Source organism: Bacillus sp. GB_SG_008, assembly GCF_052038115.1.
Taxonomy (GTDB): domain Bacteria; phylum Bacillota; class Bacilli; order Bacillales; family Bacillaceae_G; genus Bacillus_A; species Bacillus_A rhizoplanae.
Map to the genome: position 1 here is coordinate 91,937 of NZ_JBPZSK010000008.1, position 22,657 is coordinate 114,593.

At 38.0% G+C, this 22,657-nt stretch carries 23 protein-coding genes; 1 reads left to right on the forward strand and 22 read right to left on the reverse strand.

All coding sequences use genetic code 11. The annotated features are described in order from the left end of the window. Positions 1-17 precede the first annotated feature (17 nt). Positions 18-398 (reverse strand): ArsR/SmtB family transcription factor, encoded by a 381-nt coding sequence (locus tag ACTDJC_RS18830; RefSeq protein WP_098309019.1) that lies wholly within the window; start codon positions 396-398, stop codon positions 18-20. Positions 399-545: 147 nt separating this feature from the next. On the opposite strand from ACTDJC_RS18830, the gene ACTDJC_RS18835 reads away from it, so the two are divergent. Then, positions 546-1,163, forward strand: a complete 618-nt coding sequence (locus ACTDJC_RS18835) for a class I SAM-dependent methyltransferase (RefSeq protein ID WP_098309018.1) — start codon at positions 546-548, stop codon at positions 1,161-1,163. A 30-nt stretch (positions 1,164-1,193) separates the two neighbouring features. Here ACTDJC_RS18835 and ACTDJC_RS18840 read toward each other — a convergent pair whose 3' ends face one another. From ACTDJC_RS18840 to ACTDJC_RS18940, 21 genes are all read right to left on the reverse strand, one after another. Next, a complete protein-coding gene (locus ACTDJC_RS18840) occupies positions 1,194-1,754 on the reverse strand; it encodes a class I SAM-dependent methyltransferase (protein ID WP_440604350.1) in 561 nt (186 codons plus the stop codon). Positions 1,755-1,867: 113 nt separating this feature from the next. Continuing rightward, on the reverse strand, positions 1,868-3,283 hold the full coding sequence (locus tag ACTDJC_RS18845; RefSeq protein WP_098309016.1) for an amino acid permease: 1,416 nt from the start codon (positions 3,281-3,283) through the stop codon (positions 1,868-1,870). A gap of 89 nt (positions 3,284-3,372) precedes the next feature. Continuing rightward, positions 3,373-4,506, reverse strand: a complete 1,134-nt coding sequence (ald, locus tag ACTDJC_RS18850) for an alanine dehydrogenase (RefSeq protein WP_098309015.1) — start codon at positions 4,504-4,506, stop codon at positions 3,373-3,375. 771 nt (positions 4,507-5,277) lie between these two features. Further along, complete coding sequence (locus tag ACTDJC_RS18855) at positions 5,278-6,378, reverse strand: ABC transporter ATP-binding protein (RefSeq protein WP_440604351.1); 1,101 nt, start codon at positions 6,376-6,378, stop codon at positions 5,278-5,280. Positions 6,379-6,590: 212 nt separating this feature from the next. After that, the gene (locus ACTDJC_RS18860) at positions 6,591-7,298 is read right to left on the reverse strand and encodes an HAD family hydrolase (RefSeq protein WP_098309013.1); all 708 of its coding nucleotides are present in this window, start codon (positions 7,296-7,298) and stop codon (positions 6,591-6,593) included. Beyond that, the gene (locus ACTDJC_RS18865; RefSeq protein WP_440604381.1) at positions 7,291-8,709 is read right to left on the reverse strand and encodes a CehA/McbA family metallohydrolase; all 1,419 of its coding nucleotides are present in this window, start codon (positions 8,707-8,709) and stop codon (positions 7,291-7,293) included. The genes ACTDJC_RS18860 and ACTDJC_RS18865 overlap by 8 nt, the downstream gene beginning before the upstream one ends. Positions 8,710-8,824: 115 nt before the next feature. Then, positions 8,825-10,186 carry an ABC transporter substrate-binding protein gene (locus ACTDJC_RS18870; protein ID WP_440604352.1) on the reverse strand — a complete coding sequence of 454 codons (1,362 nt, stop codon included), beginning with the start codon at positions 10,184-10,186 and terminating at the stop codon, positions 8,825-8,827. Positions 10,187-10,211: 25 nt separating this feature from the next. Then, complete coding sequence (locus ACTDJC_RS18875) at positions 10,212-11,039, reverse strand: carbohydrate ABC transporter permease (RefSeq protein ID WP_440604353.1); 828 nt, start codon at positions 11,037-11,039, stop codon at positions 10,212-10,214. A 1-nt stretch (position 11,040) separates the two neighbouring features. Further along, positions 11,041-11,907 (reverse strand): carbohydrate ABC transporter permease, encoded by an 867-nt coding sequence (locus tag ACTDJC_RS18880; RefSeq protein WP_440604354.1) that lies wholly within the window; start codon positions 11,905-11,907, stop codon positions 11,041-11,043. A gap of 174 nt (positions 11,908-12,081) precedes the next feature. After that, on the reverse strand, positions 12,082-12,870 hold the full coding sequence (locus ACTDJC_RS18885) for a DeoR/GlpR family DNA-binding transcription regulator (protein ID WP_098309008.1): 789 nt from the start codon (positions 12,868-12,870) through the stop codon (positions 12,082-12,084). 636 nt (positions 12,871-13,506) lie between these two features. Continuing rightward, positions 13,507-14,247 (reverse strand): sulfite exporter TauE/SafE family protein, encoded by a 741-nt coding sequence (locus ACTDJC_RS18890; RefSeq protein WP_440604355.1) that lies wholly within the window; start codon positions 14,245-14,247, stop codon positions 13,507-13,509. Between the two features lie 402 nt (positions 14,248-14,649). Beyond that, positions 14,650-15,438 carry a 2-keto-4-pentenoate hydratase gene (locus ACTDJC_RS18895; RefSeq protein ID WP_098309006.1) on the reverse strand — a complete coding sequence of 263 codons (789 nt, stop codon included), beginning with the start codon at positions 15,436-15,438 and terminating at the stop codon, positions 14,650-14,652. A 2-nt stretch (positions 15,439-15,440) separates the two neighbouring features. Further along, positions 15,441-16,469 carry a 4-hydroxy-2-oxovalerate aldolase gene (gene dmpG, locus ACTDJC_RS18900; protein ID WP_098309005.1) on the reverse strand — a complete coding sequence of 343 codons (1,029 nt, stop codon included), beginning with the start codon at positions 16,467-16,469 and terminating at the stop codon, positions 15,441-15,443. Positions 16,470-16,493: 24 nt separating this feature from the next. Then, on the reverse strand, positions 16,494-17,393 hold the full coding sequence (locus ACTDJC_RS18905) for an acetaldehyde dehydrogenase (acetylating) (protein ID WP_098309004.1): 900 nt from the start codon (positions 17,391-17,393) through the stop codon (positions 16,494-16,496). Positions 17,394-17,408: 15 nt separating this feature from the next. After that, positions 17,409-18,188 carry a 2-keto-4-pentenoate hydratase gene (locus ACTDJC_RS18910; RefSeq protein ID WP_098309003.1) on the reverse strand — a complete coding sequence of 260 codons (780 nt, stop codon included), beginning with the start codon at positions 18,186-18,188 and terminating at the stop codon, positions 17,409-17,411. 71 nt (positions 18,189-18,259) lie between these two features. Next, entirely contained in the window at positions 18,260-19,726 is a 1,467-nt protein-coding gene (locus ACTDJC_RS18915) for an aldehyde dehydrogenase (protein ID WP_098309002.1), read from the reverse strand. Positions 19,727-19,739: 13 nt separating this feature from the next. Beyond that, positions 19,740-20,198, reverse strand: coding sequence for a RidA family protein (locus ACTDJC_RS18920; protein WP_098309001.1), 459 nt, complete (start codon positions 20,196-20,198; stop codon positions 19,740-19,742). Continuing rightward, positions 20,170-21,207, reverse strand: a complete 1,038-nt coding sequence (locus ACTDJC_RS18925; protein ID WP_440604382.1) for an amidohydrolase family protein — start codon at positions 21,205-21,207, stop codon at positions 20,170-20,172. Before ACTDJC_RS18925 ends, ACTDJC_RS18920 begins: the two co-directional genes overlap by 29 nt. Beyond that, complete coding sequence (locus tag ACTDJC_RS18930) at positions 21,198-21,737, reverse strand: 3-hydroxyanthranilate 3,4-dioxygenase (RefSeq protein WP_098309102.1); 540 nt, start codon at positions 21,735-21,737, stop codon at positions 21,198-21,200. Before ACTDJC_RS18930 ends, ACTDJC_RS18925 begins: the two co-directional genes overlap by 10 nt. 96 nt (positions 21,738-21,833) lie before the next feature. Next, positions 21,834-22,025 (reverse strand): tautomerase family protein, encoded by a 192-nt coding sequence (locus tag ACTDJC_RS18935; RefSeq protein WP_098308999.1) that lies wholly within the window; start codon positions 22,023-22,025, stop codon positions 21,834-21,836. A gap of 49 nt (positions 22,026-22,074) precedes the next feature. Beyond that, positions 22,075-22,629, reverse strand: a complete 555-nt coding sequence (locus ACTDJC_RS18940) for an NADPH-dependent FMN reductase (RefSeq protein ID WP_098308998.1) — start codon at positions 22,627-22,629, stop codon at positions 22,075-22,077. Positions 22,630-22,657: the final 28 nt, after the last annotated feature.

The window sequence follows — 22,657 nt, forward strand, 5'->3', positions numbered from 1 at the left end:
TCTCCCTCCTTGTGTCTCTATTGCTTTTCTTCGTTTACATGCTCAAATGCCTGTTCGAAAATGCGAATGACATGATCGTCAGCAAGTGAATAGTACACTACTTTTCCTTCTTTACGATTTTTCACAAGCTTTGCTTGCTTTAATACACGTAACTGATGAGAAATAGACGATTGCGTCATTCCGAGTAAATATGCTAAATCACATACGCACAGTTCTGCTTCAAATAAAGCATGTAAAATACGTGTGCGTGTACGATCTCCTAATACTTTAAATAACTCTGCTACTTGACTTAAGCTATCATCTTTTGGAATTGTTTGTTGTACTTGTTCTACAATTTCTTGATGAATGACATTTTGTAAACACGTTTCTTCGGTTGTTTCTACTTTTTGTTCAGTCACAATAGCTCACCTCTTTATTTGAACATATGAACAATCATTCATATATGTTATGCTTTTATTATATGAATGATCGCTCATATGTGTCAATAATTTCCGTTTTTATTTTTTGAACATTGTGTGTAAAAGTAAAAAATTGGAGGGAATGTCATGAAAAATAAGCAAAATCAAAAAATTTATAAAATATTATCTAGCTTTTATGATTTGTTCATGCAAAACCGTTTCTTTATCGAAGCAAGAAAACGAGCACTTTCGCTTATACCTTTTACAGAAAATCAGAAAATATTATTAGTTGGAGTTGGTACAGGACAAGATATTCCTCTTCTTCCGAAAGATACCCTCATCACTGGAATTGACCTCTCAGAACATATGCTAAAGCAAGCCAAAAGAAAGTATCCTTATTCTCATGTTACATATCAACAAATGAATGCCGAAGAGCTTACATTTCCAAATAATTCATTTGATGTCGTTATTTTAAATCTCATTTTAAGCGTTGTAGAACATCCTAATGCCGCGCTTTCAGAAGCGCTGCGCGTAATGAAAGAAGAAGGGACTATTGTAATCTTGGATAAATTTCTTTCTGAAGAAAAACAACTACATACACCACGGAAATTAATGAACTTTATTACCGAGCGACTCGGAACAAACATTAATCGTAAGTTGAGTAATATTATAGGAACGTTGCCACTCACCATCCAATACGAAGAGTCATCTATTTTTCATGGTAATTACCGCATTGTGCTTTTAAAATATGAAAAAAAGAACTGAATGAGCTTTGCTCACCAGTTCTTTTTTCTTTTATTCAGGCTTAACTGCATCCACAATCAATGAGACAAACCCAAGTTTCCCATCTTGATTGCGATGATCGAAGCGTTTCGACCGATAAATAAAACCTTCTTTTTCATTCCAGTCGTTATAATGAAATTCCCCTTTTTCATCACAATACTCTAGTAAGTTCACCTCAAAACCAGCTTCTTCAAACATCGAAGCCATCGTTTTATAGTTATGAACAATTTTATGACTTGCAGCTGGATGATCTAGTGGTCCAGGTCCCCCAACTTGTACCCCAGCTTGATAATCTTCACCTGGAAAAAACGCATCTGGTACTGCACAGCGAATATAGCCGCCTGGTTGTAAAAATTCATAACAAACTTTTGCAGCTTCTATTCCCTCTTCATATGTTAAATGCTCCCACACATGCTCTGCCAAGATTGCTGCTATAGAGTTTGGAGCAAACTTTTTCGTCCAATCTGCCCTTTTTAATAAATTCAGTTCATCTTCTTGTGTATGCAGCCAGCCTGGGTTATTGTTATATCCTTCTGCTCCAACTACAACTTTTAATTCTTCTTTTACAGCCATTATTTCTCCCCCTTTTACATCTTTCAATATACAAATTTCTACAATATTTTCCAATTTCCTTTTTACACATAAAAAAGCCTTGTACGCTCCCCAACGCACAAGGCTTTCCCCCTTTAATTTGCTTGTTTTAAATGCTCTTGCGAACTTTCATCTTCTTTTAAATGGCTATGTTTCTTAGAATACACGAAGTATACAATAACCCCTAACGCAAGCCACGCACCGAAGTATAACCATGTTGTCAGCGGTAAGTTAACCATTAAGAATAAACAACATGCAATCGAAATGATTGGTAGTGCTGGTACAAGCGGCACCATAAAGCCACGTTGTAACTTTGGATGTGTTTTACGAAGAATCAGTACAGAAACAGCTACCATTGCAAATGTTAGTAATGCTCCAATATTCGCTAAGTTTGACAATTCTTTTAAATCGACAAATCCGGCAATTAAAGCACTTACGATACCTGTTAACCATGTTGAAAATACCGGCGCTTCTGTTTTCTTGTTAATTTTTGCAAATGATTTCGGAAGTAAACCGTCACGGCTCATCGCAAAGAATACACGTGTTGTTGCAAAAATGTAAGCAAAAATTACGGCCATGATACCAATTACTGCACCAATTGAAATAACACCTGCTACTTTATCCTGTCCAACAACTTCTAATACATAAGACATCGCTTCTGGTACATTTAATTCTTTGTATGACACCATCCCTGTCATAACAAGACAAACTGCAACATAAATAACTGTACAAACAGCAAGTGATGCAATAATACCAATCGGTAAATCACGCTGTGGATTTTTTACTTCTTCAGCTGAAGTTGCTAACGCATCAAATCCTAAGAAAGCAAAGAATACTGCGGCTGCTCCGGCAAAAACCCCACTTACGCCATACGGTGCAAATGGTATCCAGTTTGTTGGTTTTACATAGAACACACCAACTACAATAAACAATACAACAATACTAATTTTAATTAATACCATTGCATTATTTACACGTTTACTTTCTTTCGTACCACGAGATAGTAACCATGTTAATACTAACGTAATTATAACCGCTGGAAGGTTTACAATTCCACCTTGAGCTGGAATCGTTAATAATTGTTTCGGAATTTCTAATCCCAATCCACTCACTAAATTATTAAAGTAACCAGTCCAACCACCAGCTACCGCTGCTGTTGTTAGAACATATACTGACAATAATGTCCATCCCATTAAATGAGCAACAAATTCTCCAATTGTTGCATATGAATACGTATATACACTTCCTGATACAGGTAATGCTGTAGCAACCTCTGCATAACATAATGCCGCAAAGCCGCAAACAATTGCTGCAATCATAAATGAGAAAATAACAGCTGGACCAGCATCTCTTGCTGCTACTATTCCAGTTAATACAAGAACGCCTGTACCGATAATCGCTCCAATTCCTAACATTGTTAAATCAAATGCCCCTAATGATTTTGTCAAAGTCTTACTTTGACTTTGATCTAACAATTTTGTCACAGATTTCTTTTTGAATAAGTTGGCCACGATTCTTGCCCCCTTCTAGATAAGAAGAGCTAAGAGGCACTTCTCTTAGCTCTTATCCTGATGTATGAAAATATTGTTCGATATTTAAATTAGCAAGATACTGCTTCTGTTTCTAACAATTCTTTTGCTGCTTTATATTCTACACCGTGAGCTTCTGCAACCGCTTCGAATGTTACATAGCCATCTAACGCGTTAAGACCTTTTAATAATGCAGTGTTTTCTAGACAAGCTTTTTTGTAGCCTTTGTTTGCGATTTGTACTGCATATGGTACTGTAACGTTTGTTAATGCAAGTGTAGATGTACGTGGAACCGCACCAGGCATGTTTGCAACTGCATAGTGAACTACGCCGTGTTTTTCATAAGTTGGGTTGTCATGTGTTGTAATGCGGTCAGTTGTTTCAAAAATACCGCCTTGATCGATTGCGATATCAACAACAACAGAACCTGGCTCCATAGACTTGATCATTTCTTCTGTTACAAGTTTTGGTGCTTTTGCTCCTGGAATTAATACTGCACCGATTACAAGATCAGACTCTTTTACAGCTTGTGCAATATTGTAAGGATTAGACATTAAAGTTGCCACTTGGTTGCCGAAAATATCATCTAATTGACGAAGACGCTCTGCGCTTAAGTCGATAATTGTTACTTCAGCACCTAGACCAACAGCGATTTTCGCTGCATTTGTACCAGCTTGTCCACCACCGATAATTGTTACTTTACCGCGTTTTACCCCTGGAACACCTGCAAGTAAAATACCTTTTCCGCCTTTATTTTTCTCAAGGAATTGTGCACCAAGTTGTGCAGCCATACGACCTGCTACTTCACTCATAGGTGCTAGTAATGGTAAAGAACGGTTTTCTAATTGAACTGTTTCGTAAGCGATTGCTACTACTTTATTTTCAATTAATGCTTTTGTTAATTCTGGTTCTGGAGCTAAGTGTAAGTAAGTGAATAACACTAAACCTTCACGGAAATATTTGTATTCGCTCGCAATTGGTTCTTTAACTTTCATTACCATTTCCATAGCCCAAGCTTCTTCAGCTGTTTCTACGATTTTTGCTCCTGCTTCTACATATTGCTCATCAGTAAAACCTGATCCTAATCCTGCACCCTTTTCAATGAATACTTCGTGATTGTTACGAATTAAATGTACAACACCAGCTGGTGTCATAGCTACACGGTTTTCGTTGTTTTTAATTTCTGTTGGTACCCCAATACGCATAATAAAATGCCCCCTTATAATTAACAGAAAAAAGGAATTCTTTTTTCTTTTTATAATAATTAATAACTTATGAATTTATTCTAGCATAACTTTTCAAGTATGAAAACGCTAACATATTCAAATTATAAAAGTTTTTATATTTTGAATAGTGAGAATATAAAAAACTATATTTATTTCAAAAGAATGTATACTCTCACTCTCTTTTCTACAATTCTATTTTTATTATTTTTAGAAAATGTTTTAAAACAGATGAATATTGTACAAACATTGAAAGATAAAGTTGGATTATATAGGTAAAATTCCACAAATGATTTCTGTAAATTCTTGTTTAACATCTTTACAAAACCTTTGATAATATACATATTGATTTATTAATATAATTTTTGAAGTTAAATCAAATACTATGTTCATTAAATTTAATTGAACGAAACCACTTATAAAACGGAGCATTATCCTTGTATCTTTTTACATCAATCCGTGTTTTTAAACGAACACCAAATATAGCTAAGTTAAATCATACATAAATTTCTACACAATTTCGAATAATTTTTTCTTACACCAATTCATCTGCACCTTCAGAAATAATGTAAGCTGCAACCAAATTCGGGTAACTGACTTGAGGATGAATACTCCCCCACTGATGGAAGTTTCACTTTATTAAAAATGAAAAAAATTACTCAACAACAAAGGCCTATCCCTGTTTGGGATAAGCCTGATAGAATTTATAAATATGATACTGTCGAATTGTTGATGACTTGTTCGTTGGACAATTTATAAAACAATTCGTTTTTCAGTTTCAGAATCAAAATAATGAACTTTGTCCATATTCAAAGCTAGATCCATCTCAGATTGACTATGCACATCAACTGAGGAGTTAACACGCGCAACAAAGGATTGACCATTGATATTAGAATAAAGATATGTTTCTGATCCCATTAATTCTGACACATCAATCGTTACCGTTATCTTTGTATTATGAGGTAAATCTACAAGTGTTTTTCCATAATAAAAATCTTCTGGTCGTATACCTAGGATAATTTCTTTATTCACATACCCTTTGTTTCGTAAACTTTTCATCTTCTCTTCTGGAACTTCAATTTTCCATTTATCAATCATAACAGCATTTTCTGTTAATGTTCCTTTGAAAAAGTTCATTCCAGGAGAGCCGATAAAGCCTCCGACAAATACATTCTCTGGTTTTTCATAAACTTCTTTAGGGGTGCCGACTTGTTGGATGATACCGTCCTTTAGCACAACTAAGCGTGTCGCCATTGTCATCGCTTCTATTTGATCATGTGTAACATACACAGTTGTTGTTTGCAGCTGTTGGTGTAACTTTGTAATCTCAGCACGCATTTGAACGCGCAGCTTCGCATCTAAGTTCGATAATGGCTCGTCCATTAAGAAAACTTTTGCATTTCGAACAATCGCTCGACCTAATGCAACACGCTGACGTTGTCCACCTGAAAGTGCTTTTGGCTTTCGGTCTAAATATTGCTCAAGTCCAAGGATTTGTGCTGCATGTTTCACACGTTGGTCAATTTCCTCTTTACTATATTTTCGCAGCTTTAAGCCGAACGCCATATTATCATAAACTGTCATATGTGGATAAAGAGCGTAGTTTTGAAAAACCATTGCGATATCTCGATCTTTCGGTGTAACATCATTTACACGCTCTCCATCAATATAAAAGTCTCCATCTGAAATCTCCTCAAGTCCTGCAATCATACGTAATGTCGTCGATTTTCCGCATCCTGAAGGTCCAACCAAAACGATAAATTCTCCATCATTCACTTCTAGATTAAAATCTTTTACGATTGTCATATCATTATCATATTTCTTATAAATATTTTTGAATGATAGCTGAGCCATAATTGCCTCCTATAATTTTAGCTATTTTTAAAGATACTGTTATTAACAATATTGACCATACATTGTTTTATCCCGCATTAACGGGCAGTAAGACCCCCACGATTGAGAGAAGCGAAGAAGATAGGTGGGGGATAACTGCCCATAAAAGCCCGATTGGTTCAACTAACCATCAGTGGGGGATGAAGAAAACCCCCACTGATGGAAGTTTCACTTTATAAAATTTTAGAAATGTCCTTCATACTGTCTAAAATATAATCCGCTTCGCCTTCCAAATCTTCCTTACTGCTCGCACCCGATAAGACGCCCACTACTTTAATATTGCTATTTCTTGCAAATTTAATGTCTGTTAGTGTATCGCCTACCATTAAAATATTTTCTTCATTCAATGAAAATTTCTCTTTGAACATATAATAGAAATCACTGTCAGGCTTTGGTTTATTAACACCATCATCTGCACCTAAAAAGTCTACATAATCATATAATCCCGTCATTTTAAGTGAATGAATAGCTGCATCAACGTCGTCTGCTGTAACAACGCCTATTACATATTCATGATCTTTTAAATATTTTAATGTTTCTTTTGCACCTTTCACTTCTGTAAATACGAGATCATCTGCTGTAGAGTGTTTTTTGAATAATACACATGCCTCATGAATAAAGCTCTCTTTATCCACATTTTGATTTTCTAATAATGAAAACCATGCAGCCGCAATAAAGTAATTTGTTTGACAAGCTAGTAAACTCGTACTCTCAAAATCGTCATCACTCATACCAATAATCTTTAGGAATTCATTTCGTTTACTTTTTTCATTTGGATACATTTGAAATATATCATCTAGCACACGATGAACAACTTTGTACCAGACAGAATCTAGCTGTATAAGTGTTCCATCTTTATCAAAAATAATTCCTTTATTCACCCTCTGATCCTCCTAAAACTTCATACCATGTTTTAATACCCTGACGCTTAACGTTATTATGAATAGGATTTATAAACGCTACTAATTCATCATCTTCCCAACCTTCAACTCTAGCATATGCTCCTTCATTTAAAGAAAAGTCAAAGGTTACTTGGCTACCAAATTCTTTTTCAATTATTTGGCCATTCACAATCAATCTCCACTCGCACGGTTTATCTGTCTGAATGTTGTAGTGAATATTTCCTTGAGCCTCATCGCCGACATCAATGGTTTTACCTTCATTTTGAATATCTATTTCTAATTTTCTAAATCGAGAAAAATAAATTCTGCCTTTTTGAATAGCATTCTTTAAGTTTTTAATCGATAAGCCATTACATAATACATACGTTCCTGGATCACCATAAATTGATGGGTCTTTAGATCCTGGGAATGTTTTAGATGGATGTAAATGAGAATCACTTCCGCCAATCCCCCAAATTTTAAGACCATTTAACCACATTTGATCGAAGAACTTTAAAGCTTCTAAAGTAGATGGCTTGCTTTTGCTATAAGTTGGATCACACATGATTTCCATTGTATGAATATTTTCTAGATTAATATCAATTTGGTTCGTCCAAGGTTTCATAAATGCATGATTCACACTAATTAAATAGCCTTTTTCTTTTATGAAAGAAAATAGTTCATCCATGCTTGTAGCATTAAGGGATTCATCTAAATACTCTGTGAAGTTAACGTATTCTTTCATCCCGAACACATTGTAATGACCGTAAGGAGTTGTCAGTTCCATCGATGGTATTATCAATGTGCTTCCTTTTTGATAAGATGGCATAACAATATTGTGTTCCGTCGCATATAAAAAATCTAACTCTTGTTTTTCACATACGCTCATTGCCAGCTCGTCATCCATCTCGCCATCTGTTAAATCTGTGTGGACATGAAAATCTCCTTTGTACCAACGATGCTCTTCATTCATTACCTTTTCAAAATTGTATTCATCAATAAAGACATTTTCCTTGCAAAAATGCTCTCGATTATATTCTCGTTCTAACTCGTCATTCACTAATATATTTACCTTATAGTCCATGTTTCTTCCGGTAAACTTTAGTGCTTTATCTGCACAATGAGGGGTATATACTACTTCTAATTCCCAATTACCAGACGGTATTTCCCCTCCAACGCAACCAGCTGAACAAAACTTTGGATCTTTTGCAACAACCAGTTTTTCGTCAACAATTGGCGTTTGATACTGTATACGTACATACCCATTAGGGTCTCTCAAGATTAGTAAAAGCGGAATTTTTCGGCCGATCCCTTGATCGATAGTTAATGTAAAGTTGACAATATCGGTTGAATCCATTAGAAAACAATGTTTATTTTTTACGAATGGAGAAAGAGTCATGGCACCTTTCATTTCAATCATGATTTCCACACCTTTTTTCTATTTTTACTTAACAAAATATAGAGGAGAGGTACCTCTTTGGTTCAAAAGCACCTCTCGTTCCTTTACAAAGTAATACATGAAAACTTTATTTCTGTTTTTTCAGAACCTTATCTAATTCTTCCTGCGCAACTTTAGCCGCTTCATCTAATGCTTGTTTTGCAGGGATTCCTTCAATTTCTACTTTATCCTTAGCTACATTTAATGCGTCATTGATTTTACCACCTGTTGGATCCACAAATGGCGCAACTCCATATTTATTCGCTTGCTCTAATGGAACTAATGCTTGTGGTTGTTTTTTAACATATTCAGCATAAGGAGCATAATCTGTTACATGGTTACGAACAGGGATATAGCCTGTTGCCATTGACCATTCAGCCGTTTTCTCAGTGCTTGTAGCAAATTTCATAAAGTCATATGCACCTTTTGCTACTTCTGGATCAACATTTCTCGTTAATGTGAATAAATAACTTTCTAATTTTGGCGCTGGTTTATTATTACCCCAAGCTGGTTGTGGTACTGCTCCAAATGTGTCAAGGCGTTCTTGCTCAGTCATTCCTTTACCTAACGATTTAAATACAAATCCTTGGTCACCAGATGAGCCTGTATATCCTAACGTTCTACCTTCAACTAAATCGATGATTGTTTTATCCCAATATTCCCATCCAGTTCCACCTGAATTAATCTTCATAATTTTATCTTCGTGAAGCCATGTACGGAATTTTTCCCATACTGTAACCCAAGTGTCATCGTTGATTAATACTTTTGTTCCATCTTCACTTAATACATTTCCGCCAGCACTGCGAACCGCGTCAATTAAGTTTGACGTACCCCACATTGGCATCCAACCTGCGTATGTGACATTTCCACTTGCGTCACGTTTTGCTACTTTTTTCGCTACTTTTTCTACACCTTCCCACGTCTTTAAATCGTCGGGTGTAAAGCCATTTTCCGCTAACACTTTTTTATTGTAATAAAAAATTTGAGTTGTACCGTAAAAAGGAATCCCATATAATTTCCCATCAATTGTTGCTTGATTCATAAAACCTTTTCCATAATCTTCTTTGTTAAATTGCTTATCATCTTTAACATATTGATCTAGAGGTACAATTAACTTTTTCTTAGCATATTCTTGAATGACGTCTGAACCTAACAATGCAATTGCCTCTTGGTTATTCGCTGCAAATCCACTTTGAAGCTTTTGATAAGACTCATCGTAGTTACCTGCTTTTGTTGTTTTCACTACATACTTGTCTTGACTTTTATTGTATTCCTCGACAATCTTATCTACTTGGTCTGCAAGTGAACCACCTACGCCATTAATAAACGGAACAACAATCTTATCCCCTTCTTTACTTACTTTGACAGTATTTCCTTTTCCACCTGAACAGCCTGCAAGCGCACCAACAAATAATGACAAAATCGTTAAAAGCATTAATAATTTTCTCATCCCGCATATCTCCTTTAATATTTAGTTAGCCTTTTATTCCTGAATCAGTAACACCTGAGAGGAACCATTTTTGTAAAACTAAAAATACGATTAAGAGTGGCACTGTAGCGATTGTACTTGCAACCATAATGTGCGACCAATCTCGGCCTAAGGAACTATTAATGAAATAATCAGCAATTCCGTTAGTAATTAATTTTTTGTTGCCATCATTCAATATAAGAGCTGGCCAAATATAATTATTGTAATTCCCAATAAATGTAACCAAACCTAGTGTTACAAATGATGATTTCGTCATTGGAAAAATAATTTTCCAAAGAATACGCCAATCACTTGCTCCATCAATTTTGGCTGCTTCTACTGTTTCATAACCAACCTTGTGGAATGACTGTTTTAAATAGAAAATACCGAATACACTAACAGCCATAGTGATAATGTATCCAAAATGCGAATTAAGTAAGCCCATTTTTCCTAACATCACATATACCGGAACATACGATACAGCTCCAGGAATCATGTACGTTGCCATGACAACACTAAATGTCAAGTTCTTCCCTTTGAACTTATAAAATGCCAACATATAAGCAAAGAGTGCAGACGAAACAAGTACATATATCGTGATAAGGAAAGAGGTATAAAAACTATTAAATATATACGTGCCAAACGGAAGAGTGTCTAATACTTGACGATAATTCTCCCAGTGAAATTGCGTAGGCCAAAAACCTCCTTGTAATACTTCACTGGATGTTTTAAACGAACCAAGTACCATCCATATGAATGGAAAGACAAACAAGATACTTGATAAAGCCAAAAAGATATGCTTTAGAATTAATGGTGTCTTTTTCTTATCATTCATCTTAATAGTTCACCCACTTGTCACCTATTATCTTGTTTATAACGGATAGTAGGATTGTAATGATTAATATAATAAATGCGATTGCCGTTGCAGATCCCATATCGAACTGTTCAAACGCTTGTTGGAAGAATAAATAAAGTAACGTTCGTGTCGAACCACTCGGTCCACCTTGTGTTAAAATTTTAATTTGATCATAAGCCTGTACCGAAGTAATGATATTGACAACAACTAAGAAGAAAGTTGTTGGTGAAACCATCGGTAGTGTTACATTTCGAAATTTCTGCCATGAATTTGCTCCATCAATACTAGCAGCTTCATACAAGCTATCTGGTACTTTCTCTAGTGCACCGATATAGAAAAGCATCGTCCATCCAACTAGTTTCCATACCGTTACAATAATGACCGCTATCATTGCTGTATCACTACTCTTCAGCCAGTCCAAACCCGGAATCCCGAAAAATTCTAGCACCTTATTGATAGCTCCATATTGAGGTTCATATAGAAGTGACCATACAATGGATACAGCTACCGTTGGTGTTACCCAAGGCGAAAAAATCATTAATTGATAAATTGCAGAGCCTCTGAACTTCTTTCGGAAGAACAATGCGAAACCTAAACCTAATACAATCGTTGGAACGACTGTCCCAATTCCAAAATAAAGAGTATTTAACAATGCCTGTATAAAAGAATCCTGTGTAAACAAATTAATATAGTTATCTAAACCAACAAAATTAAAGTCACTAGTCATGAAATCCCAGTCTGTAAAACTAATACCTAAACTAAATAAATTCGGAATGATCCAAAATAATATTAGAGGTATTCCAACCGGTAATAAAAAGAACACAGCTTTTGATAATTTTATTTGCATTCTCTCGCCACCTCCTAATTCATATTGTACGGGCACATTATTAATGCAATGTTGTTATTATGTTAACGAATTGTAAAATCAACATAAAAACAAAACAAAACAATGCATTTACAAAAAAACATAACAAAAAAGACTATTTCTCATTAAGAAATAGTCTACTTTATTATGTTCTTTCTATACCGTTATTACTTCAATACCTTTACTTAATAGAGCATTTTGCCATCTTTCATCGAGTTTAGCATTTGTATACAACGCATCGATATCCTCAAAATTTCCGCTTTTATAAAACTTTGTTAAATTAAACTTTGACTCATCTATCATCATCACAACTTGTTTTGCATTTTTCTTTAATTGCTGAAAAATCTGCGCATCCTCAATATACGAACACGTCAGTTCCTGCTCTAAGGAAATTCCATCACATGAAGCAAATAATTTATTAACAGTAAATTGGTTAAGATAGTTTAACGTCATTTCTCCAGACAATGCTAATGAATTTGAGTTTAATATTCCACCAAAGACTATTAATTTACAATCAAATGAATCATACTGTTCTTTAAGCTCAATAATTTTATTGACAGCTGGTATCGAGTTTGTTAGGATTGTCAAATTCTTTTTATCATGTATAAAATCCAAAATTTGCATCGTAGTCGTTCCAATTTCAATTGCAATAATATCGTTGTCTTCTACCACTTTACTTGCTTCCATAGCAATTTTTCGTTTTTCTTCAATATTCTCAGATCGACGTTTGTCAAAATAAAATTCAATGGTATGATCTTTTTTCTTAACTGCACCACCATGTATTTTCGTCAGTTTACCTTCCTTATGCATCATATCTAAATCTCTTCGAATTGTTTCTGTGGTAACATTTAACACTTTGGCTAAATCATTTACCATCACTCGATTGTATTTTTCTAACTCATCAAGTATGTATTTTCTTCGCTCAAATTGTGTATAAGATTTCATCCAATTAACACCTCTTTGTATTACAAAAATATACATATTTCTAAAAATGCTTATAAAGACTAGAATGATACCTTTAGAATGACACTATCTATAATAGTATTTAAAAAATCATCTTTCTTCAGTGCATCCTACTCATTTATTTAAAGTATAGTGTAACTAGTAGTAACTAGCCAATACTTTCGTTTAAAACATTCCAAAAGACAAATCCCATAGTTTGAAAGGAATGTCTCATTATACATGGTACAGATAGTCACGATGTAGCATATCTTCCTCCAAATTCACAAACTATAAACATCTTCTCCTTCTAAATAGGCAACTGCAGGTAAAATCCGTTTTTTATCTTTCACAATCAAATATTGAGAATTTATGATAGATTTATCCCGCATTAACGGGCAGTAAGCCCCTCCACCTCAAGATTGTGAGGAATCCGAAGAAGATAGGTGGAGGATAACTGCCCGTAAAAGCCCGATTGGTTCAACTAACCATCAGTGGGGGATGAAAAAAACCCCCACTGATGGAAGTTTCACTTTATTCCTTAATTGAAAATGTTTTCGGATGTGACGGGCCATTCTAGGAATCGTCGTCATGCCTCTTATACTAGATTGGATTGGCCTTCTCATCTATTTGGCATCAGTACTAAATTAACAGGAGGAAGCCCGCTAGTGCGGGTGTTGTGACCATTGCCACTTTCAAAAATAATTTTGGTGCGAAGTTTGTCAACTTTGCTCCTCCGTAGGCTCCAAGCATAGTTCCTACTAAAACTTGAAACAATAAGATAAAATCCAAATACCCTTCCGTACTGTACCCGATTCCCCCGCCTATTGCGATTGGAACAATCACTAGCATTGTAGTTCCTATTGATTGACGAATCGATAGACCCAGCAGCGTGTATAAACCAATTTGAATAAAAGGAGCAGAACCAATTCCAACCGTTCCGGATACTGTTCCAAAAATCCCCCCTAATACGGCCGCTCTTCCCAACAAAAAAGAAGGGCTTTTCTCTGGATTCTCCTTCGTGTTCTTCATCATGAATAAACGAACCAAAAGCAAGAAGGACGATAGGAATAACATCCCTGCCGTCAACCACGGTAAAATGTAACTTGGAAAGATAAAAGCGATTTTGGAGCCCATAAAAGAGCCTAAAGCCCCAAACCCTCCTGTGATGAAACCGATCTTGCATACAACATTTCCTTCCCTAAAATGGCTATAAGCACCTGATAAACTAGTAAAAATCATGGCCACAAGAGAGGTCCCCAATGCTTTATAGATGGGTACCTTAAAAACTAACGTTAAAATAGCTATAATGAAGCCAGCCCCGCCCGCACCGACAAATCCAAGCAGTGCCCCTAGCACAAACATCGTTAAGATAATAGCCAACTAACATCCTCCGTTCCACCTCAAATGTTTTTCATTATGCGCCCCTTCATGCTCAGAAGCTTCTATATAAAGATTTCCTTATCCTGTTTTTCCTTTATATCAAACAACTCATTGACGGCTCGTCCGTTTCCTTGCTTTGCTAAATATTTCGTGGAACAGAAGTCACCCCACTCAATTCATGACTTTATAATTATAAAATTATGACCGTAAATCTCTATATATCCTAAATGAATTTTCAACATGAAGTTGAATTTCATCCATCGCCAGCTTTCTCGAAAGCCGGCGATGGACGAAATTCATATCAAACTCATAAATTGTTTTTATATAATATAACAAATGGTTGGTGCTTAGCGGAAAATACTAAGCACCAACCATTTTTATACAAAATTAAACTTTGTCGTCCTATTTGCAAGTAAATGAAACGCTCCCTAGTTCTGCAAATTGGGCAAAAATTGAATCACCCGGTTGGAAGGAGATAGCTTCCGATATAGCGCCACTTAGCACGATATCACCTTTCTTTAAGCCCTTTCCGATTTCTCCAAGCTTATTAACCGCCCAGGCAACAGAGGTAGCAGGATGGCCTAAGACAGCAGCACTTGCTCCTACCGTAGCCACTTCTCCATTTTTAGACATAACCATTCCCAAATTAGCCAAGTCCAGCCCAGCAGGTGACAGCCACTTGTTTCCTACTATAAAGCGGGACGAAGAACAATTATCGGCAATAACATCTGCAAGAGTAAATTTAAAATTTAAATACCTGCTATCAATGATTTCAATCGCCGGCGCCACATATTGGGTTACGCGCAAAACATCTGCTGCTGTAATGTTAGTTCCCTGAAGATCTTCATTGATGAAGAAGGCAATTTCGGGTTCTGCCTTTGGATGGATGAGTTGATTGAAATCAATAGGTTCCCATTCCAAAGCTAGCATATCATCCGTCAAATATCCGTAAATGGCCTCGTGAACGCCCATCATCTGCTGCTTAGCTTTACTTGTAAGCCCAAGTTTCAATCCAATTCGCCTTGCACCCTCTTGTTCTTTTCTTTGAATCAGTTTTTCCTGTAACACATACGCTTCCTCAAAAGTCAAATTCGGGTATTTATCCGTGATTTTTACGACTTCCCGGCGTTCCTTTTCCGCTGACAAAAGATAATCAACAATTTCCATATCTGCTCCTTGCACAATTGTCATTTTTACACCTCCACTTTTTGGGCTCTCGCCAATTCGGCTGCCACATCAAGGATCATGTCTTCTTGACCCCCAACCACGTTTCTCTTTCCAAGTTCAATTAGGATATCCCTTGGATCAAGGCCAAACCGCTTGCTCGCCCGTTCCGCGTGAAGGAGGAAGCTGGAGTAAACACCGGCATACCCCAGAACCAAACTTCCTTTATTAATCTCCTGTGGCCGAGGAAGCAAAGGTCCCACAATATTCTCAGCAGCATCCATCATTTTGTAAAGATCCATTCCTACATCGATTCCCATTCGATCCAATACAGCTAATAAGACTTCCGTCTGTGTATTTCCCGCACCCGCTCCTAAACAGCGAATACTGCCATCAATTCGCGTTGCACCCTCTTCAATGGCCACAAGGGTATTGGCAACGGCAACAGATAAATTATTGTGTCCGTGAAAACCAATCTCAATGTCTAGGGAATTACGAAGGGCGCTGATTCGTTCACGAACTTGATCAGGCAAAAGAGCACCGGCCGAATCGGTCACATACACTGCTTGAGCACCATAACTTTCCATCAGTTTGGCTTGTTCCACTAACTTCTCTACAGGAGCCATATGAGCCATCATAAGAAATCCTAATGTTTCCATTCCCAACTCACGTGCCTTACCAATATGCTGAGCTGATACATCTGCTTCTGTTACATGCGTCGCAACTCTAACCAACCCTGCTCCGAGTTCCCTTGCCTGCTTCAGATCATGAACAGTACCGATTCCCGGCAGCAACAGGACCGCAACCTTCGCCTGCTTACACTCTTCTACAGCAGCTTCAATCAATTTCATTTCATCAACAAGAGAACGGCCGTATTGAAGTGTCGAACCTCCTAATCCATCACCATGACTAACCTCAATATAGTGCATGCCTGCATCATCCAGTGCACGAGTAACTTTACGAACCTGTTCCTCCGTATATTGATGTGCCATGACATGGCTTCCGTCGCGTAAACATACTTCCGTAATTTTTATAGGTTTATCGCTTTTACGATTCATCGGTGATCACCTCTTCCTTTCTGACTATTCTTCACTTGCAGCAATTCCAACGGTTTTCTTATTCAAAATATTACGTGCAAAATCCTCGGCTACGCGTGTCGCTGCAGCAGTCATAATATCCAAATTCCCCGCATATTTCGGGAAGTAGTCCCCTGCTCCTTCTACCTCAAGGAAAACCGTCACTCGACCTTCATCAAATAAAGGTTCCTGTTTGAGCCGATACCCCGGCACATACTGCTGCACAGTCTCCACCATGTCATAAATAGACTTGCGAATCGCTTCTTTATCCATATTCTTTACTTCACAGTAGACTGTGTCGCGCATGAGAATTGGAGGCTCTGCCGGGTTTAGGATGATGATTGCCTTTCCTCGATCGGCACCTCCTACTTCTTCAATTCCTCGGCGTGTCGTAATCGTAAACTCATCAATATTAGCACGCGTTCCCGGTCCCGCGCTTTTGCTTGAAATGGTAGCGACAATTTCAGCATATGATACATCAGCTACACGATTAACAGCGTGTACAATTGGAATTGTCGCCTGTCCACCGCATGTAATCATATTGACATTCTCGGCATGCAGGCTGGTACCCAAATTGACAGCTGGACTCACAAATGGTCCTCTGGCAGCAGGAGTAAGATCAATTGCAAGTTTCCCCAATTCTTTAAGGATTTTCGCATGTCTGACATGGGTCTTGGCTGATGTCGCATCAAACACAATATGTGCCAAATCAGGATTATCCACTAAGCCTTGAATTCCGTTCACTAACACGTGGTAACCTCGATCTTTTGCTCGTTTCAATCCATCGGATTCAGGATCGATACCAATCATGGTGGTCAATTCGATTACTTCACTTCTTTCGAGCTTATACATAAGGTCCGTACCGATATTGCCCGAACCGATAATAGCCGCTTTAATTTTACTCACAATAACAACCTCCCTTTACTCAAATGTTACAGAAACAGAACCAAGAGGACCGAAGTGGGCTGAAATGGTATCCCCTTGCTTAACGGTCAGTGCGCCGGAAAGAGCTCCAGGAAGTATCAATTCTCCCGCTTTAAGTCCAATACCAAACTCGTACAATTTATTCGCTAACCATGCGACCGCCTGTGCCGGATGTCCAAGGGCTGCAGCTCCTGCACCCGTTGCTACCAGTTCCTCATTGTTATAAAGAACCATCCCTACACTTCGCAAATCCAAACCATCGACCGTACTCAGCTTGTTTCCTACAACTACTTTGGCTGAAGAACCATTGTCGGCGACGGTATCTACTAATTGAATCTTCCAATCCTCAATGCGGCTATCAATAATCTCAATTGTTGGTACTACATACTTAGTAGCCATCAATACATCAAGATAGTTGACATTCGGGCCTGTCAAGTCTTGACCGAGAATGAAACCAATTTCCGCCTCTACTTTCGGACTAACCAAATCGCTTATTTTTACGACCTCACCATCAGATACCTGCATATCATCAAATAAATGACCATAATCAGGTTCATCGACCCCAAGCATTTCCTGCATAGCTATACTGGTCAGCCCTACTTTTTTACCAATAATTTGACGCCCTTCTTTTTTCTTTTTCTCCATGACTGCCAGCTGAATTTGGTAAGCGTCCGTAGTATTTAATTCGGAATACCGCTGCGTAAGAGGGGCAATCGGATGTTTGCTTTGCTCCGCTTCTATCAATTCATTCGCAAGTTCTTCAATTAATAGTTTCATATATTTGCTCCTTCCTTGTTTGCTTAGATACATAAAAAGTGGCTTATAGGCCACCTTTTATGTTTTGAAATTTATAACTTCATTGTTATAGTTTTCGCTTCAGTGTAGAATTCAAAGCTATGGCGTCCGCCTTCTCTGCCAATTCCGCTCGCCTTCGATCCTCCGAAAGGTGTTCTTAAATCCCTATGGTACCAACAATTGATCCATAGCAATCCTGAATTCACTCGAGATGCTACACGATTAGCACGTCGTAAATCATTTGTCCAAACGACACCCGCAAGACCATAAATAGAGTCATTTGCAATTTGGATCGCTTGTTCTTCTGTTTTGAACGGAATCACAACTAGTACAGGACCAAAAATTTCTTCTTGCGCTATCCTCATCTTATTATCTACATCGTAGAAAACAGTCGGCTCGTAGAAATTCCCTTCAGTCAATCCTTCAACCCGCTTACCGCCAATAGCAAGCTTCGCACCTTCAGAAATCCCGATTTGTACATAATTATCCACTGTTTCCAAATGACCACTGGAAACAAGAGCACCCATATCTGTATCTTCATCCAATGGATTTCCAACTTTAATCTTCCTCACAGCCTCAACAAACTTTTCTAGGAATTTATCATACACACTTTCTTGTACCAATAAGCGGGATCCAGCTAAGCATATTTCTCCTTGATTCCTAAAAATGGCCTCAATTGAACCTTTTACTGCCTCATCCAGGTCTGCATCTTCAAAAACAATGTTAGCTGACTTTCCACCTAATTCAAGTGATACAGGAATTAACTGGGAAGCTGCATTCTTCATAACCGTTTTTCCAGTAGTAGTTTCCCCAACAAAAGAAATACGTCGAACATGAGGGTGAGTCGTCATTGCTGTACCAACCGTTCCACCTGGACCTGTAATAATATTCAATACACCCGGAGGAAGACCTGCTTCATTAGCAATCTCCCCTAACATCACAGCACTGAGAGGAGTATAAGAAGCTGGCTTCACGATCACGGTATTCCCGGCAGCTAATGCTGCGGATGCCTTCCAAGTCATTTGCATAAAAGGAAGATTCCATGGAATGATCAAGCTCGTTACACCTGCTGGTGCATATTTCGAATAGCTCATGTGCTTAGATTGATCATAATGTTCGTGATTGATATATTTGGCCATTTCGGCAAAGAAACGTAGATTGGATGCCGCTCTAGGAATATCAAAACCCCGGCTCTCTTTAATTGGCTTCCCTACATCAAGCGTTTCGATTATAGCTAACTCATCGACTCTTTCCATCACAAGATCAGACATTCTGCAAAGAATTTTCGATCTCTCTTCAACTGGCATTTCACTCCAAATACCACTTTCAAACGTGTGCTGAGCCACTTTAATTGCCTTTTCAACATCTTGCTCATTTGCATTCGCCACGGATGCTAACTTTCGATTGGTCGAAGGATCGATCGTATCGAATGTCTCTCCGGAAATCGAGTCTATATATTCGCCATTAATAAATAGCTTTGCGTCCTTGATTTTTATTTGATTTTCTAAAATATTGCTCATACGATCCCTCCTCCTATTCCTCAATCTCTAAAATCATTTCAATTTCAACGGCTGTATTGTTCGGCAATTGAGCCATTCCCACTGCAGAGCGGCCATGCTTCCCTTTTTCGCCGAATACTTTCACAAGCAAGTCAGAAGCCCCATCCATCACTTTAGGCTGAGACGTAAAATCTTCCGTACTATTCACAAATCCAAGAATTTTGACAACACGCTTCACTTTGCTTAACCCGCCCAGCTCATGGCTGACAGCACTCAATAAATTTAGCATCGATTGACGGGCGGCCAGATAACCCTCTTCAACTGTCAAATCTCTTCCCAATTTCCCATGATATTGGTCAACACCCTGTCCAGCTGTAAACAATAAGTTTCCTGTCCGTACGCAGCTCACGTAATTTCCTACCGCAGAACGAACGGGTGACAGCGTTAATCCCATTTCCTTTAATCTACTCTCCGGCGTTTGCACTGTTGGCATAGACAGCTCCTCTTTTCTTCTTTTCAATATTTAAAAACTTGGCAGCATTGCCGCCCAGCATATCTGCTTTTTGCTGCTCTGTTAATTCAATCGTTTCGTCGATGACTTTTCCAGGGTCGATTTCACGAAGCAAAAACGGATAATCCGAACCCATGAAAATCTTCTCATGTCCGAAACGCTCAATCATGTATTTAATATTTAGTGGGTCATAATTTAACGAATCAAAATAAAACTGCTTTGCATAGTGACTTGGAGGATGTGTCGTCAACCGTAAATGCGGCCATACTTCCCACCCTTTATCTAATCGAGGAAGTATGTATGGGAAGGATCCGCCTCCATGCGCAAAACAAACTTTCAATCTTGGAAACTTCTCCATGATACCGCTCCATACTAACGTCGCCGCAGCAAGAGCCGTTTCACTCGGCATCCCTACTGTGTACATGAAATTATGATTCGGCATTCGATCACGGCCTAACGTTTCCCATGGATGAATAAAAAGAGGCACTTCCCACTTCTCAGCCATTTGGAAAAATTCGATGAAGGAAGGATCATCTAAATTTTGGCCGTTTACGTTCGTACCGATTTCAATCCCATGCAGCTGTAATTCGTTCATGCAGCGTTCCATCTCTTTTACAGCGGTTGGTCCATCCTGCATCGGAACCGTCCCTAATCCAACGAAGCGATCGGGATACTTGGCAACCGTTTCGGCAATGAAGTCATTTTGAATTCGTGCCATTTCCGCCGCATGCTTCGGCTCCGCCCAATAAGAAAAAGTAACAGGAATCGGTGACAATACTTGAATGTCTACTCCTTCACGATCCATATCCGCTATACGTTTTTCAGGACACCACACCTGATCGGTTACATCGCGGAAGTTCTTTCCTCCCACCATAATAGATGCACCGCACGTACACGTCCGTTGCAGCACCGGCCAGCGTTCCCCTCCATACTTCTCGGCAAAGTCCGGAAAGCTTTCCGGAATAATATGTGTATGAAAATCTATTCGCATTTCCATTCACTCGCTTCCGGCGACATAACATGTCCGCAATGTTTGCATGTTCGCAATTCCAGGCTGCCATTGAACTGGTTGATGGCTTCTTTTACTTGAACTTCAATATTGGTTAATTGAACACTAATCCGATGCATTTCAGAATCACACTCATCGCAGAACCATACAAAATCCTCTAATTCACCTTCATTCCTGTTACGTTCTATAACAATACCGATTGTATCAGCAACCCTGTGTGGAGAATGTGGAACATTCGGAGGGAGTAAAAATACTTCTCCTTCTTTTACAGTGATTACTTCTCGCTTTCCTTCTTCATTAATAATTTCAACGTAACAATCTCCTTGTAGTTGATAGAAAATTTCCGCTGAGGGATCTACGTGAAAATCACGTCGTTTATTCGGGCCTCCAAGTACCATAAACATTAACTCTGAATCTTTCCAAATCACTTTATTATTTACTGGTGGTTTTAGCTGATCTTTATTTTCCTCGATAAACTTCCACAAATTAATCGGTTTGAATGCGCTCGTCATTTTCATCGTTTTATACACTCCTCATATCATTTAATATTGGCTGTATTTCTTGACACTTTATTTTGAAGCGAAAACAAAGATGAATGTTTTCTATTTTCAGCCTCTTCTTTTTTCCACCGTTGTTCCACCAATTGCCCAGTGTGTCGATGGAATATCGTAAATTAATACCCTAACCCTTTCAGGAGAAACCGCTAACGTTTCGGATACCGTTTGTGTTACATTCTCAATCAAACGTTCTTTTACTTCTTGATCTCGACCCTCGATAATTTTCAGTTCAACAATAGGCATTGGAATCCCCCGTTTACAAAATTAAAAACCAAATTACCATTCAGACGCATTACAACGGAGCTAATGCATTATTCTTTAATCCTTTTTGCATCAATACTACTTCTTTAGCCAAATCCGCAATTCTGCTTAATACTTCCTCATCCACTATTTCATTCTGCTTATTAAAATGGTCGGTATGAGCGTAAACAGAGCCCGGTGCCACATAGGCGCGGAAGTAACCAGCGATTGGTTTTAATTGATTTTCAATCACCAGGTAATGTTGATAAGTCCCCCCTGTAGCAATAAATCCCATCACTTTATGGCGAAGAGCTTGTGGATGGATCAAGTCAAATAGGTTTTTTAGAGCTCCTGTGAGAGACCCCTGAAAAATCGGAGTACCAATAATATAAAAATCAGCCGAAGAAACCATATCTATAACCTTTTTCGTATCCTCATTGTAAGTGGATGGATCTCGGCCATCACAAAACTGGACATTATAATCCTTCAAATCTAACAATTCCACTTCAATTTCAGGATGCAGACGCTTCGCTTCCTCTAATACCTTTTCCACGACAATGCGCGGTTTCGCACCAATAATCGTTCCGGATATACCCAATAATTTCATCCTAATCTATCCTCCTAAAAACTCTTCA

Bases quoted from the DNA above. Each gene is read 5' to 3' on its own strand.
- ACTDJC_RS18835 (WP_098309018.1), top strand. From the start codon at position 546: ATGAAAAATAAGCAAAATCAAAAAATTTATAAAATATTATCTAGCTTT.
- ACTDJC_RS18840 (WP_440604350.1), bottom strand. From the start codon at position 1,754: ATGGCTGTAAAAGAAGAATTAAAAGTTGTAGTTGGAGCAGAAGGATAT.
- ald (WP_098309015.1), bottom strand. From the start codon at position 4,506: ATGCGTATTGGGGTACCAACAGAAATTAAAAACAACGAAAACCGTGTA.
- ACTDJC_RS18855 (WP_440604351.1), bottom strand. From the start codon at position 6,378: ATGGCTCAGCTATCATTCAAAAATATTTATAAGAAATATGATAATGAT.
- ACTDJC_RS18865 (WP_440604381.1), bottom strand. From the start codon at position 8,709: ATGAAAGGTGCCATGACTCTTTCTCCATTCGTAAAAAATAAACATTGT.
- ACTDJC_RS18870 (WP_440604352.1), bottom strand. From the start codon at position 10,186: ATGAGAAAATTATTAATGCTTTTAACGATTTTGTCATTATTTGTTGGT.
- ACTDJC_RS18875 (WP_440604353.1), bottom strand. From the start codon at position 11,039: ATGAATGATAAGAAAAAGACACCATTAATTCTAAAGCATATCTTTTTG.
- ACTDJC_RS18880 (WP_440604354.1), bottom strand. From the start codon at position 11,907: ATGCAAATAAAATTATCAAAAGCTGTGTTCTTTTTATTACCGGTTGGA.
- ACTDJC_RS18885 (WP_098309008.1), bottom strand. From the start codon at position 12,870: ATGAAATCTTATACACAATTTGAGCGAAGAAAATACATACTTGATGAG.
- ACTDJC_RS18895 (WP_098309006.1), bottom strand. From the start codon at position 15,438: ATGACAATTGTGCAAGGAGCAGATATGGAAATTGTTGATTATCTTTTG.
- dmpG (WP_098309005.1), bottom strand. From the start codon at position 16,469: ATGAATCGTAAAAGCGATAAACCTATAAAAATTACGGAAGTATGTTTA.
- ACTDJC_RS18910 (WP_098309003.1), bottom strand. From the start codon at position 18,188: ATGAAACTATTAATTGAAGAACTTGCGAATGAATTGATAGAAGCGGAG.
- ACTDJC_RS18915 (WP_098309002.1), bottom strand. From the start codon at position 19,726: ATGAGCAATATTTTAGAAAATCAAATAAAAATCAAGGACGCAAAGCTA.
- ACTDJC_RS18920 (WP_098309001.1), bottom strand. From the start codon at position 20,198: ATGCCAACAGTGCAAACGCCGGAGAGTAGATTAAAGGAAATGGGATTA.
- ACTDJC_RS18925 (WP_440604382.1), bottom strand. From the start codon at position 21,207: ATGCGAATAGATTTTCATACACATATTATTCCGGAAAGCTTTCCGGAC.
- ACTDJC_RS18930 (WP_098309102.1), bottom strand. From the start codon at position 21,737: ATGACGAGCGCATTCAAACCGATTAATTTGTGGAAGTTTATCGAGGAA.
- ACTDJC_RS18935 (WP_098308999.1), bottom strand. From the start codon at position 22,025: ATGCCTATTGTTGAACTGAAAATTATCGAGGGTCGAGATCAAGAAGTA.
- ACTDJC_RS18940 (WP_098308998.1), bottom strand. From the start codon at position 22,629: ATGAAATTATTGGGTATATCCGGAACGATTATTGGTGCGAAACCGCGC.